Annotated in this window: 8 protein-coding genes and 1 pseudogene; 6 read left to right on the plus strand and 3 right to left on the minus strand. The window is 70.4% G+C overall.

Annotated features, from left to right (window positions below):
• Positions 1-124: 124 nt before the first annotated feature.
• The gene (locus tag ACZ51D_RS35215; protein WP_465623917.1) at positions 125-1,042 is read left to right on the plus strand and encodes an undecaprenyl-diphosphate phosphatase; all 918 of its coding nucleotides are present in this window, start codon (positions 125-127) and stop codon (positions 1,040-1,042) included.
• Between the two features lie 152 nt (positions 1,043-1,194).
• Here ACZ51D_RS35215 and ACZ51D_RS35220 read toward each other — a convergent pair whose 3' ends face one another.
• From ACZ51D_RS35220 to ACZ51D_RS35230, 3 genes are all read right to left on the minus strand, one after another.
• Positions 1,195-2,163 carry an aldo/keto reductase gene (locus ACZ51D_RS35220; protein ID WP_465623918.1) on the minus strand — a complete coding sequence of 323 codons (969 nt, stop codon included), beginning with the start codon at positions 2,161-2,163 and terminating at the stop codon, positions 1,195-1,197.
• A gap of 14 nt (positions 2,164-2,177) precedes the next feature.
• Positions 2,178-2,774 (minus strand): NADPH-dependent FMN reductase, encoded by a 597-nt coding sequence (locus ACZ51D_RS35225; RefSeq protein ID WP_465623920.1) that lies wholly within the window; start codon positions 2,772-2,774, stop codon positions 2,178-2,180.
• A gap of 594 nt (positions 2,775-3,368) precedes the next feature.
• Complete coding sequence (locus ACZ51D_RS35230) at positions 3,369-4,526, minus strand: helix-turn-helix domain-containing protein (protein WP_465664591.1); 1,158 nt, start codon at positions 4,524-4,526, stop codon at positions 3,369-3,371.
• A 159-nt stretch (positions 4,527-4,685) separates the two neighbouring features.
• Here ACZ51D_RS35230 and ACZ51D_RS35235 point away from each other — a divergent pair, with 159 nt between their 5' ends.
• The 5 genes and pseudogenes from ACZ51D_RS35235 to manB all read left to right on the plus strand — a co-directional run.
• Positions 4,686-5,279, plus strand: coding sequence for a toll/interleukin-1 receptor domain-containing protein (locus ACZ51D_RS35235; protein ID WP_465664592.1), 594 nt, complete (start codon positions 4,686-4,688; stop codon positions 5,277-5,279).
• 10 nt (positions 5,280-5,289) lie between these two features.
• Positions 5,290-7,515 (plus strand): outer membrane protein assembly factor BamB family protein, encoded by a 2,226-nt coding sequence (locus tag ACZ51D_RS35240; RefSeq protein ID WP_465664593.1) that lies wholly within the window; start codon positions 5,290-5,292, stop codon positions 7,513-7,515.
• A gap of 16 nt (positions 7,516-7,531) precedes the next feature.
• Positions 7,532-7,969: a hypothetical protein gene (locus tag ACZ51D_RS35245; protein ID WP_465664594.1), complete on the plus strand. Its 438-nt coding sequence runs from the start codon at positions 7,532-7,534 to the stop codon at positions 7,967-7,969.
• A gap of 170 nt (positions 7,970-8,139) precedes the next feature.
• The gene (locus ACZ51D_RS35250; RefSeq protein WP_465664625.1) at positions 8,140-11,832 is read left to right on the plus strand and encodes an NACHT and WD repeat domain-containing protein; all 3,693 of its coding nucleotides are present in this window, start codon (positions 8,140-8,142) and stop codon (positions 11,830-11,832) included.
• 260 nt (positions 11,833-12,092) lie between these two features.
• Positions 12,093-12,290 (plus strand): annotated as a pseudogene (manB, locus tag ACZ51D_RS35255) (phosphomannomutase/phosphoglucomutase); the annotation flags it as partial.
• Positions 12,291-12,485: the final 195 nt, after the last annotated feature.

A 12,485-nucleotide genomic window follows, 5' to 3' on the forward strand; every position in this document is an offset into this window, starting at 1 on the left:
GCCCAGCCGGCGGGCTGTAGATCATCTTGTAGTAACCTCGCTCCGCCGAGGGACGGGGGAAGCGGCGTCACCCTCGTGCGGAGGCCGTGCACGGGCCTCCCGCCGATTGCGAAAGTCGTCGAAGATGTCCGTCCTGACCTATCCCGAGGCCGTCGGTGTCGGCCTGCTGCAAGGTGTCACCGAGCTGTTCCCGGTCTCCAGCCTCGGCCACGGAATCCTGTTGCCCGCGCTGGTCGGCGGGCGCTGGCGACACGACCTCGACGTGTCCGCGCCGGGCTCGCCGTACCTGGGCATCCTGGTCGGACTGCGCCTCGCCACCACCCTGGCGCTGGTGATCAGGTTCCGGCAGGACTGGGCGCGGATCACGCGGGGCCTGTGCAGTTCGGTCCGCCGCCGGATGATCCGCGAACCGGACCAGCGCCTCGCCTGGCTGGTGATCGCCGGCGCCACGCCCGTCGGTATCGCGGGGCTGGCCGTCAGCGGGGTGTTCAAGGCCGCGCTGGGCAGGCCCGTCCCCGCCGCCGTCTTCCTCACCGTGAACGGCCTCATGCTGTTTGGCGTCGAACTGCTCCGGCGCGACGGTTCCGGTCGACGACGGGCACAGCCGTACGTCGCCGCAGGCGACGAGCACCTCTCCGCCGAGGGACAGTCGGACCGCCGAATCGTCCAGCTGAGCTACTGGCAGGCGGTCGGCATCGGGGCGGCGCAGATCACCGCCTTCCTGCCCGGGATCAGCCGCACGGGGATCACCATCGGCGCCGGCATCCTCAACGGCCTGTCCCACGAGGACTCGGCCCGCTTCGCGTTCCTCCTCACGGCACCCGTGATCGGGTCCGCCGCCCTGTTCGAACTGCCCTCGCTGATCGCCGCGTACGGCGCCGACCTCGGCGCGCAGGTCCCGGTCGCGAGCGTCCTGGCCTTCATCGGCGGGTACGCGGCCGTGCACTTCCTCAGCAAGTACTTCAAGACGCACACGCTGAAGCCGTTCGCCTGGTACTGCTCACTGGCCGGGCTCGGCGGGCTGGCCTACCTCACGCTCTGAACTCCACCGCGAACGACCGCACGGCCCGGGGGCCGCCGCCCCTTCTCCGGCCCGGGGATCCGCCGCCCCTTCCCCGGTGCGGGCACGGCAGTCCCCGCACGGCTTCCCCCACGGCCGTCCCCCGTACGGCCGTCCCCGCACCGCGGGCCCGTTCAGAACCCGGTCGGCAGCCGGGGCGTGTACGGCGCTTCCAGGGTCTCCGCCTCTGCGTCGGTGAGGTGCAGCCGCAGGGCGGCCGCGGCGTCGTCGAGGTGCCCCGGGCGGGTCGCGCCGACGATCGGGGCGGCGACGACCGGGTTGCGCAGTACCCAGGCCAGTGCGACCTGTGCCATCGGCACGCCGCGGGTCTCGGCGAGGGACCGCACGGCGTCCACGATCGGCCGGTCGACGTCCGCGAAGAACCGTCCGGCGACCGGGTCCCCGGCCGAGCGGGCGGTCTGCTGCCCGTACGGGCGGGCCAGCCGGCCCGAGGCCAGCGGGCACCAGACCAGGCCGGCCACCCCCTGGTCGGCGAGCAGCGGAAACATCTCCCGCTCCTCCTCGCGCTGCACCAGGCTGTACTGGTGCTGCATCGACACGAAGGCGGGGCCGCCGTCCCGGGCCGCGGTGTGCTGCAGCTTCGCGAACCGCCAGGCCCACATCGAGGAGGCGCCGACGTAGCGGACCTTGCCCGCCGCGACCACCTCGGCCAGGGCCGCCACGGTCTCCTCGACCGGGGTCGCCGGGTCGAAGCGGTGCAGCTGGAAGAGGTCGAGACGGTCGGTGCCGAGGCGGGCGAGCGAACCGTCGACCTGCTCCAGGATGGCCCGCCGGGACAGCCCGGAGCCGCCCGGACCGTCATGCATCGGCAGGCCCGCCTTGGTCGCGAGGACGACGTCGTCGCGGCGGGTGTAGCGCCGCACCGCGCGGCCGACCAGTTCCTCGGAGGTTCCGCCGCCGTACACGTTGGCGGTGTCCCAGAAGGTGATGCCGAGTTCCACGGCCCGCCGGAAGAGCGGCGCGGCGGCGTCCTCGTCCAGCGCCCAGGGGTTGTGGCCCCGGCCGCTGCCGCCGAAGCCCATGCAGCCGAGTGCGATCCGGCTGACGGTCAGGTCGGTGGTGCCGAGCTTCACGTATTCCATGTCCTGCGCCCCGCTCACGCCGGGTACGGGGCGGCGGCCCGAGCGGCCTTCAACGCGCCTGCCCACCAGTCGAGTTGGTCGAGCAGGACCTTGGCGTAGCCGGGCGCCTGCGGGTCATCCGGGCGGCCGTCCGTCCAGGCGGTGAAGTAGTTCGGGAACGCCAGGCCGTCCCGGATGGTCACGGCGTGCAGTTCGGTCAGCACGTTCTCCAGGTGCAGCACGGCGTGCCGGCCGCCGGCCGCGCCGCCGTAGCTCACGAAGGCGACCGGCTTGGCCGTCCACTGGGTGAAGTGCCAGTCGATGGCGGCCTTCAGCGAGGCAGGGTAGCTGTGGTTGTACTCCGGTGTGACGATCAGGACGGCGTCCGCGCCGTCCAGGGCATCGGTGAGCTTCGCCATCCCGGCCGGGCGGGGGTAGTCGGCGCCCGCGAACTTCGGCGAGGCGGCGGGCAGGGCCAGCGGCAGGTCCACCTCGGCCAGGTCGATCACCTCGACGTCGAACCCACCATGGGCGGCCGCCTGTTCGGCCACCCATGAGGACACCACCGGTCCGAACCGGCCTTCCCTGACACTGCCGACCAGGACGACGAGCTTGTGCGTGTTCTTCTCCATGCCCACCACCCTCGTCCCGCCGGCCCACCGCAGCCAGACCGTGCCCAGACTGGCCCCCGCAGGGCCACCCTCCCCACCCTCCCCACCCTCCCTGACGCGACCGATCCGCTGGGAACTGATCGAGCAGCAGTACGGCCACATGGTCAAGTACGCCGCCGCGCTCCGCCTCGGGACCGCCGAGGCGGAGCTGCACTATGACGGAGTCGCGGCAAAACCCGTGTCCCACGGCAAACGTGTCGCTTTTACACGGGGCAGAGCCCTCGCCTGGCGTCGCGGTCATGCGGCACATCGTGTCTCGTTCCCAGGGCGTCGGCCGGCTGACAGCATGACAGAGGTCACGTTGGCGTGTTTCTTCTCGGGGGGCCACCGTCCGGGACCTGCCGCGATCCCCGGAGGTGAGCACCCGTCTGGTGACTTCCCCGGAAGCCGCCGCCCCAGTGATTCCATGAATCGACAGGTCAAAGGCTCCCCCAGGAAGAAACGCACCCCCTCGTCGAACAGCTCCAAGAAGCACTGCGACTCCTCGACGGCGCAACGGCACAACTGCGCCCACCACACCGCGAAGGAGAACATCGGCGGAGGCCGACGACCACGTCAGCGCCGCACCGCACGCGCCGGACGTCGGCCGTCCGCGACGGCGGCTGCGGCTTCGACGAGGTTCCGCTGGCCCGGCGTGGCCCTACGGGTCCGCGTCTGCTCCACGAAACGGCCCAGCTCTGCCCGGATGGTGGCGGAGTCCAGACTCCGGACAGTGGGCAGGAGTGCCTCGATGACGTGACACGCCTGATCGAGGCGATCGATGCCGGCCATGGCTGTGGCCTGACGGATCGTGAAGCGGGTGCGGGAGTTGCTGTCTGGCGGGACTGCGGGGCGGCGCTCGAGTTCGGTGGCGAACAGGTCGGCGGCCTGTTCGAAGCGGCGGAGGCTGACCATGCATGACGCCTCGATGAGGCGGGGGCTTCCGTTCTCGATGCGTGGGCCCCAGCGGGCTTCGCGTCGGTTGTCCTCGTGGGCGTGGTCCCGCGACCGCTCCAGGGCTTCGTGGCAGGCCTCGTAGTCGCCGAGGGACGCGTGCCCCTGGGCTTCGCGCCGCGCGGCGTGGGCACGGATCAGTGGCGTTGCCGCCGCCTGGCCGACGGCCTGGCTGGCCAGGCTGATCGCGGCAGCGGCGTCGCCGCGGTGCTCGGCGATGAACGCTTTGCGGACGAGTGCGTAAGCGGCCATCGTCTCGTCGCCGCCGTTCGCGCCCCAGCGGACCGCGAGATCGGTCCAGCGTAGCGCCTCGGCGAAGTTACCTGCCTCCTGCGCCATCCAGCCCGTGTACTCGGCGAATCTCGATGCCAGCAGCCAGATTTCGTGACGCCCGTCGGCTCTGGCTCCGGCATGTGAAGCGGTGTCGGTCAGGATCCGCGAAATGGACCGCAGCGAAGGGTCCACGAATCGGGGACCGGTGGATCTGCCGATGTCCTTCAGTTCCTCCAGGATCCGCCGGTACCCGGCGACGAGGGAGTCGACCTCGACGGGGCGCTCCGCCGATGCACCGCGGCGCGCGGTTTCGGCGCGTTCGATGAGTGCGCCGTCGGCGTCGCAGGCCGCGTCGCAGGCCGCGGCTACAGCCGGCGTCGGGTTGCGGCGCCCGCTCTCCAGGTTGCAGATCTGCCCTTCGGAGACACTCGCGCGCCGCGCGAGCTCGCGCACGGTCCATCCCCGCTGTGCTCGGAACCTGGCCAGTTCGACGCCGAAGTCGCCCATACCAGCCAGAGTATGGGTCGGCGCCTGCGTGAGACAACGACGGCGGCGAGGACTTCCGTTCGCTATTCAATTCACGCCGAATATGCGCCCAACCCGGTGCCCCGCCGATACGGTACGTGGAACCCCGTCATCAGGGCGGCCCGGAAAGGGGCGACGACCATGCCGCGTGTGTTCCTCAGCTTCCGCAAGGCGGATTCACGGTGGATGCGGGACCGCCTCCACCAGGCCCTGGCCGACCGGTTCGGGTCCGGCGAGATCTTCAAGTCGGGCGGGTCGATCCCGGCGGGTGCCGACTTCGCCGAGATCCTGCGGCGGCAGGCCGCCGAGTGCGAGGTCATGCTCGTGCTCATCGGGCCGGCGTGGCTCGACGCCCGTGGCGACGACGGGATACGGCGCCTCGATCGGGTCCAGGACTGGGTCCGCGTGGAGATCGGGACGGCCCTGCAGGCGGGAAACCGCGTCGTCCCCGTTCTCTTGGGGGATGCGACCATGCTGCCCGAGGTGTCTGAGCTGCCGTCCGAGATCGCGGATCTCGCGCGGATGCAGTTCCTCCGCGTCTCGGAGACCCACCTGGCGGACGAACTCGAGCGCCTGTGCGCCGACATGACGGCTCTCCTGCCCGATCTCGGGCACGGGTCGGCGTCGCCTGCGGCGGCGCCTGCCGCTGAACCGACGGTGACCATGACGGCGCGTGCGTCCGACGGGGGCAGCGTGTACCAGGCGGCACGCGATCAGACGATCAATCTGGCATAGGGGTGGGGAGTTGAAGAAACTCGAAGCCGGTGATCCTCAGCAGATCGGGCCGTACGCACTGCTCGGAAGAGAGAGCACGGTCAGTACGGGTGAGATCTTCGCGGGGCGCTCGGCTGACGGGCGGGTCGTCGCGGTCACGGTGGTACGGCCTGAGGCGGCTGCGGTGGCGGAGTTCCGGGAGCGGTTCCGAACCGATGTCGCGGCGGGCCGGGCGGTGTCCGGGGACTTCATCCTGCCGATTGCGGACGCCGACCCGGATGCGCCGTCCCCCTGGTTGGCGACCGCGTTCGTTCCGGGACTGCCGCTTCGGCAGGCTGTGGACCGATACGGCCTGCTGTCAGAACCGGCCCTACGACGGCTCGCCCTCGGACTGGCCGCGGCGCTGACCCGAATCCATGCGACCGGCCTGGTTCATGGCGATGTGGGGCCGGACTCGGTGCTGCTGGCGGCGGACGGACCCCGCATCGCCGTATTCGGGATCACCGGGACCGCCACGGCCGCCAGGTCACCGATGAGCGACATGTTCGACCTGGGCGCGACCGTGTTGTTCGCGGCCTCGGGACGCGGACCGACCTTGGAAGGTGAGTCCGAGGGTGCGCGGACGCGTATCGCCGAGCTGGAAACGGTGACGGCCGTCCTGCCGCCGTCGCTGCGCGAGGTGATCGGCGGCTGTCTGTACCCGGATCCGTCGACCCGGCCCACCGCGGGACAACTCGTCGACTACCTGAACCGTCAGGGCCTGCCGGATCCCGAAGGCAACTGGCTGCCACCGGCGTTGACCGCCGACATCGCCGAAGCCGCCGCCGCGACCGCGATGCCGTCGAGCGCGGCCGGCGGCCGGATCAGCCGCCGGAAACTGATCTTCGGTCTGGCTGGAGGCGCGGTCCTGATCGGCGGCGGGGCCACGGCCGCGATCTTGTCCTCCGGGGGCTCGTCGCCGGCACCGAGCGGCCGAGCCGGTGGATTCCCGCCCCCGGAACCACCAGGTTCACCATCGGGGGTGTCTCCGACACCGACAGTGTCGCCGTCATCCTCGGACGGACCGGCCCCGAGCGTCCTGGCCGGGCCTGACGCGACCAAGGCATGGACGATCGTCGGGCCGAACCAGCCGACGTGCCTGGAAGCCTCCGACAACGTGGTCATGGTGATCACGGACAAGGCCACGGCCTTCTTGGACGCCTCGACGGGTAAGAACGCGCTCCCCTCGCTGAACACCAAGAACACGTTCGGGTCGAGCGACACGAGGTCCCCGACGGCGTACGCGGCCGGAGTCTTCTACTACCTCTGCGAGGCGCCGGACGCATCCAACCTGGTGGCCGCGGTCGACGCCACCACCGGGAAGGTGAAGTGGGCGACCTCCATGGCCCAGACCGATCCCGGTGACGATGCCGATTCCCTGTTCTACAACGCAAGTAGTGTGGCGGTCAGTGGGAACATCGTGTACGTGTGTGGGACCGTGCACTCCCGTTCATCCTTGAATTCGGATCAGACGACCGGCTACATCCGGGCGTTCGACGGCGCGACCGGTAAGGGACTGTGGGCGGTCAAGGGCACGGACATCAACAACGTGCTGGTGCCGCCGTCGGGCCCCTATCTGCTGGCGGCTTCAAGCACCCCGGTCGGCAAATCCGGCCAGGTCCAGATGATCGACACCGGGAAGCAGGGTGCCCGCGGCTGGAAGGTACCCATTGCAGACGCTGCCTTCTACTTCGGGGCCGGTTGGCCGCTGACGTGCTATGCCGCCGGGCTGTTCTTCTTCGCCGGCGGCGCCGGCGACACGCTCCTCGCCGTCGACGCGGCGACCGGCGCGGAGAAGTGGCATCAGCAGTTCGAGGCGAACAGCGGGGACCATATCCGGCTCGGCGCTCTCTTCGCGAGCCTGGACGGCGCGACGGTCTACGTCCCGGTGGGCAGCAACCTGGCGGCCTTCGCCTCCGCCGACGGGACCGTCAAATGGGTGGCGAGGCTCATCGGATCCGGCGAGCTGGGCGTGACCAACATGTTCAAGGCCTCCTCCAGGATCGGCGGCAAGAACGCGCAGTGTTCGGCCGACACAGTCTTCGTCACCGACGCGGCCAAGACGCTCTGGGCCATCGACGCGGCGACGGGCAAGGCCCGGTGGAAGTACAACGACCCGGGGCAGCCGGACGTCGGGTTCAAGTGGACCGTCGGTGGCGACCGCGTGTTCATCGCCTCCAACCTGACGTTGACCGCGATCCCGATCCACGGACAGTAGTCGGCAAGGAGGAAGCATGGAGACAGGCTTGGACACGGCCGGGGGCCTGGCCGCGGCCGCCGCGGGGCGCTTGATCGATCTGCTGACGACGGACGGCTGGGCCGCGATCAAGGCCTCGGTCCTGGCGCTGTGGCGGCATTCGCATCCTGAGTGGGTGGAAGCCGAACTCGTCGAGGCCCGGGGCGAACTGTTGCGGGCCGAGCAGGCCGGCGACAGCGTGGAACTCCAAGGGCTGCTGGTCGCCGAATGGCAGGCGCGTCTCGCCAGGCTGATCGCCATGCGACCGGACGTCATCGACGAACTTCGTGCGCTGCTCCTCCAGGAGTCGCACGACGCCGGACCGACGGGACAGCGGATCACGACCTCGACCACACTCGAGGCACACGTCTCCGGCGGCGGCGACGCCTATCTGGCGGGCCGGGACATGACCGTCACCAAGGATGGGACGGCGTGACCGAACCGGACGACGGCACACCATCCGGCGGACAACCTGCCTGGCAGCCGATGAAGTTCGAGGCTTCTGCAAGCGGCGGCGGCAGTGTCTACCAAGCCGGCCGGGACATGACCGTCATCCGCAAGCCCGACGGGCCGCGCCGTAGCCGCCCCGGTCCCGATGCCCGAAAGATGCAGTGTCCGTATCCGGGGCTGATGCCGTTCGCGGCCGAATACAAGGACTGGTTCTACGGCCGGGACCAGATGATCCACACGGTCATCGAGCGGTTGGACGCCCGGATACGCGAGGGCGGCCCGCTGATGCTGATCGGCCCGTCGGGCTCGGGGAAGTCTTCCCTTCTCGCGGCCGGGGTGCTGCCGGCCCTGGATGACGGTCGGCTGCCCGTGGCGGGATCGAGCAGCTGGCCGCGGTTGACGCTGACCCCGACGGCATCCCCGGCCCTGGCGCTGGCGGCCGCCGCAGGGCTCGATGCCGAGGATGCCCGGCGCCTGGCGGAGCCCTGGCAGTCCGATCCCGCGCGGTGTGTGGCGGATCTGCGCAGGCTGACCGGAGTCGAGGCGGCGGCACCGGCCGGCGAGCGTCACGCGGTCGGCCTGACCGTGGTGGTCGACCAGTTCGAGGAGGTCTTCACGGCGTGCGCCGATGAGGCCGAGCGACAGTGGTTCATCGAGGTTCTGGACCTTCTGGCCAAGCCTGCAGGCGGTGCGGCGGTGGTACTGAGCCTTCGTGCCGACTTCTACGCCGCGTGCACGTCCTATCCGCAGCTTCGGGCAGCCTTGCAGGGCGGGGCAGTGTTGCTGGACCCGATGACCGAGCGCGAACTCAAGGAGGCGATCCGCCTTCCCGCCGAGGACGTGGAGCTCGAGGTCGAAGACGGCCTGGTCGAGGTGTTGCTGGCCGACCTGGGGACGGTCGGAGGACCGGCGGGTACGGGCGCTGCGGGCCGGTTGCCGCTGCTGGCACACGCGCTGCGGGCAAGCTGGCAGCAGCGCAGCGGCCACCGGTTGACCGTGGACGGATACCGGGTCACCGGCGGGATCCAGCGCGCCCTCGCCAACACGGCGGACCGGCTGTTCGACGCGCTCCCGCCGCCATGCCGTGACGCAGCGCGGTGGGTGTTCCTGCGGCTCGTCATTCTGGGACGTGATGCCGACGACACCCGCCGCCGCGTCCGGTACGACGATCTGCTGCGACACGCGCCGGACCCGGAGTCGGCCAAGGTGGTCGTGGACGACTTCACCCGCGGTCGGCTACTGACCCGCGATCAGGACGCGGTGACGATCACACACGAGGTGCTGATCCGCTCCTGGCCGCGGCTGTGGAAGTGGATCGAGCAGGACCGGGACGGCAACCTGGTCCGACAGGACCTGGAAGAGGCGGCCGCCGCATGGGAACAGGCCGGCCGGGAGCCAGGCGCGCTCTATCGCGGCAACCGCCTGGAGAACGCGCTGGCTTGGGCCGAGAAGCACGGGCCGGACCTCAGCGGCGCGGCCGGCGCCTTCCTGGCCACCGCCCGGCGCCAGCAGCGGCGCGGGCAGCGGCTCCGGCGGTCCGCCGTCGCGGCCATCACGGCGCTGGCCGTGGTCGCCTCAACGGCCGCGGCGTTCGCATTCGTGCAGAACACCCGCGCCACGGAGGCTCGCGACAAGGCCATCACCGCCGCCGTCGCCTCAGCATCGTTGCAGTTGGCGCCCACCGATCCCTCACTGTCCGCACAGCTCGCCCTGGTCGCCTACCGCACGGAGCCGACCCCGCGGGCGGCCTCCCGGCTGATCACCACCGAGAACACGCCGCTGGACATCCGGCTGCCAGGCTCGAAGAGCCCGGTCTCCACCGCGGCCTACAGCCCCGACGGGCACACGCTGGCCGTCGGATACGGCCAGCAGAACATCGTCCGGCTATGGAACGTCTCGGACCCCAGCCACCCGGTGGCGCTGGGCGCGCCTCTGCCCGAAGACGCTTCCGTCAACTCGATCCTGTCCGTGGCGTTCAGTCCGGACGGCCGCACCTTGGCTGTCGGCGGCCGTGCCAACAACAGGGGTGACGACGGCTCCGGCGGCTTCGTCGACCTGTGGAACCTGACCAGCCCCAGTCACCCGGTCCTGTTGGGCCGGCCGACGAGTTCCGGCGTGAGCCCCTGGGACTCTTTCAGTTCCATCCACGTGCTGGCGTTCAGCCCCGACGGCCGCACCCTGGCCGCCGAACGGTCCACCGGAGTCGTGACCCTGTGGAATGTCACCCACCCCGATGACGCCACCTCATACGGCGAGCCCTTCGACACCTGCTTCCCCTCCGGTCCTTTGGCATTCAGCCCCGACGGCCGCACACTCGCGACCGCCTGCCAGGACGACACCGGCACCATCAGCCTGTGGAACACCACCGACCCGAGCCACCCGACCCAACGGGGTCAGCCTCTGAACGCCGGCAGCAAGATCGATTCGGTGGCGTTCAGCCCCGACGGCCACACCCTTGTCGCCGGGGCCGCGGACTTCGACGTCCACCTGTGGAATGTCACCGACCCTGAGCGCCCGGCTCCGTTGGGCAAGCCATTGACGGGATCCGCCCAGGCCGTGATGTCGGTGGCGTTCAGCCCCGACGGCCACATCCTGGCCGCCGGCGGCGCCGACCACGCCGTCCATCTGTGGAACGTCACCGACGCCACCGACATCGCCCCGCTGCGGCCGCTGGTCGGCCCCGGCGGCAGCGTCATGGCCGTGGCGTTCAGCCCGGACAGCCGCACCTTGGCGGCAGGAAACGCCGATGGCGACGTGGATCTGTGGAACCTGCCGCCGACCCAGCTGATCGGCGCGGGCGGCCCTTTGACATCGGTCGCGTTCAGCCCGGACGGCCACACCCTGGCCGCCGGAAACGCGAACCGGACCGTCAGTCTGTGGAACACCGCCGACCCCCACCACCCCGCTCCCAGAGGCCGGCCGTTGACCGGCCCCACCGAGGTGGTCACCGCGGTGGCGTTCAGCCCCGACGGCCGCACCCTGGCCGCCGGCGACCGCGGCGGCGTCGTCACCCTGTGGAACACCGCCGACCCCAATCACCCCATTCTCCTCGGGCAGCCGCTCACCGGGGCCAACGGGCAGATCTTCTCTCTGGCGTTCAGCCCGGACGGCCACACCCTGGCCGCAGCCGGAGACACGTACGAGTCCGGCGGCATCGCATTCTGGGACGTCACCAACCCCGCGAAGCCCACGCCTGTAGCCGGCATCAATAACGATCACACGAGATCCATCGAATCCATCGCCTTCAGCCCCGACGGCCGCATCCTGGCCACCGGCGGCGACACCAGCACCCACGAGGTCGGGTTGTGGAGCGCGAAGCTCGACCTGAAGGTCCGCGTAGGCGAACCGATACCCCAACCCACCGGCACCAGCACCTGGGTGGCGTTCAGTCCCGACGGCCACACCCTGGCCACCGGAAACAGCAGCGGCATCATCACCCTGTGGAACAGCACCGACCCCAACCACCTCACCCCCAGAGGCCAGCCCCTGACCATGCCCGGCGGCAGCCTCTGGTCGGTCGCGTTCAGCCCCGACGGCAAAACCCTGGCCGCCTCCGGCCACACCAGCGTGGGCACCATCAAGCTGTGGGACGTCACCGACCCCAACCGCCCCGCCGCCATCGGCGAACCGCTGACCGTCGCCACCGGACCGGTGTCCGTGCTGGCGTTCAGCCCGGACGGCCACACCCTGGCCGCCGCCACCGACGACGGAGTGGCCACCGTCTGGGACCTGAACGTCGAGGCCGCGATCCACAACATCTGCGCCAACAGCGCCGGCGCCTTGAGCAGCGAGAATTGGAGCCCGTACGTTCCGGTCATCGGATATACGTCACCATGCCCCCACACATGATTGGCGCAGATCACGCGAGCTGGGGACGCGAAGCAGCGCGACTGGGGTGCGCTTCTTCTTGGGGAGTCTTTGACCTGTCGTTTCTGGAGCAACCGGGGCGGCGGGTTCCAGAGAAGTCACCGGACGGGTGCTCACCTCCGGGTGTGCGGCAGGTCCCGGACGGTGGTCCCCCGAGAAAGAACACACCCAGGTCACGTGGCCCGACTCTCGGTTGTACAGACCCCGCCGGGTGCGGGCGGGTCGGTGTGTGGTGGCCCTGAGAGAAGGGCCAGGCCGTCTCCCCCTTGGCGATCGTCGGCCTGGTCGCCGCCCGCGAGCCGGCCAAGGACCTCGGCTCGGCGATCATCCACAACGTCATCACCTCCGCCGCAGCCGTGGAGATCATCCGCGAGCACGGCGGCACCCCCGTCCGCTCCCGCGTCGGCCACTCCTTCATGAAGGCGCTGATGGCCGAGCACCTTTCGCCTGGACATGGACAAGCGCCTCGACCTGGGGCCGGTCGCCGCCGTGCCCCGCCTCCGCACATCTGCCAGCGCCGCCGACCGATCACGCACGCAGACACGATGAGGGACTTCCGGGCTTGATCGACCGAGCCCCCCTCTCTCCATGTGACCCATGTCACATGTGGTTCCTGTCAGCAATCCGGGTGCTTT

Source organism: Kitasatospora sp. NPDC033851, from assembly GCF_055576085.1.

Excerpts from the sequence above, each read along its gene's own strand:
- ACZ51D_RS35215 (WP_465623917.1), top strand. The coding sequence starts at position 125 with ATGTCCGTCCTGACCTATCCCGAGGCCGTCGGTGTCGGCCTGCTGCAA.
- ACZ51D_RS35220 (WP_465623918.1), bottom strand. The coding sequence starts at position 2,163 with ATGGAATACGTGAAGCTCGGCACCACCGACCTGACCGTCAGCCGGATC.
- ACZ51D_RS35225 (WP_465623920.1), bottom strand. The coding sequence starts at position 2,774 with ATGGAGAAGAACACGCACAAGCTCGTCGTCCTGGTCGGCAGTGTCAGG.
- ACZ51D_RS35230 (WP_465664591.1), bottom strand. The coding sequence starts at position 4,526 with ATGGGCGACTTCGGCGTCGAACTGGCCAGGTTCCGAGCACAGCGGGGA.
- ACZ51D_RS35235 (WP_465664592.1), top strand. The coding sequence starts at position 4,686 with ATGCCGCGTGTGTTCCTCAGCTTCCGCAAGGCGGATTCACGGTGGATG.
- ACZ51D_RS35245 (WP_465664594.1), top strand. The coding sequence starts at position 7,532 with ATGGAGACAGGCTTGGACACGGCCGGGGGCCTGGCCGCGGCCGCCGCG.
- ACZ51D_RS35250 (WP_465664625.1), top strand. The coding sequence starts at position 8,140 with ATGCAGTGTCCGTATCCGGGGCTGATGCCGTTCGCGGCCGAATACAAG.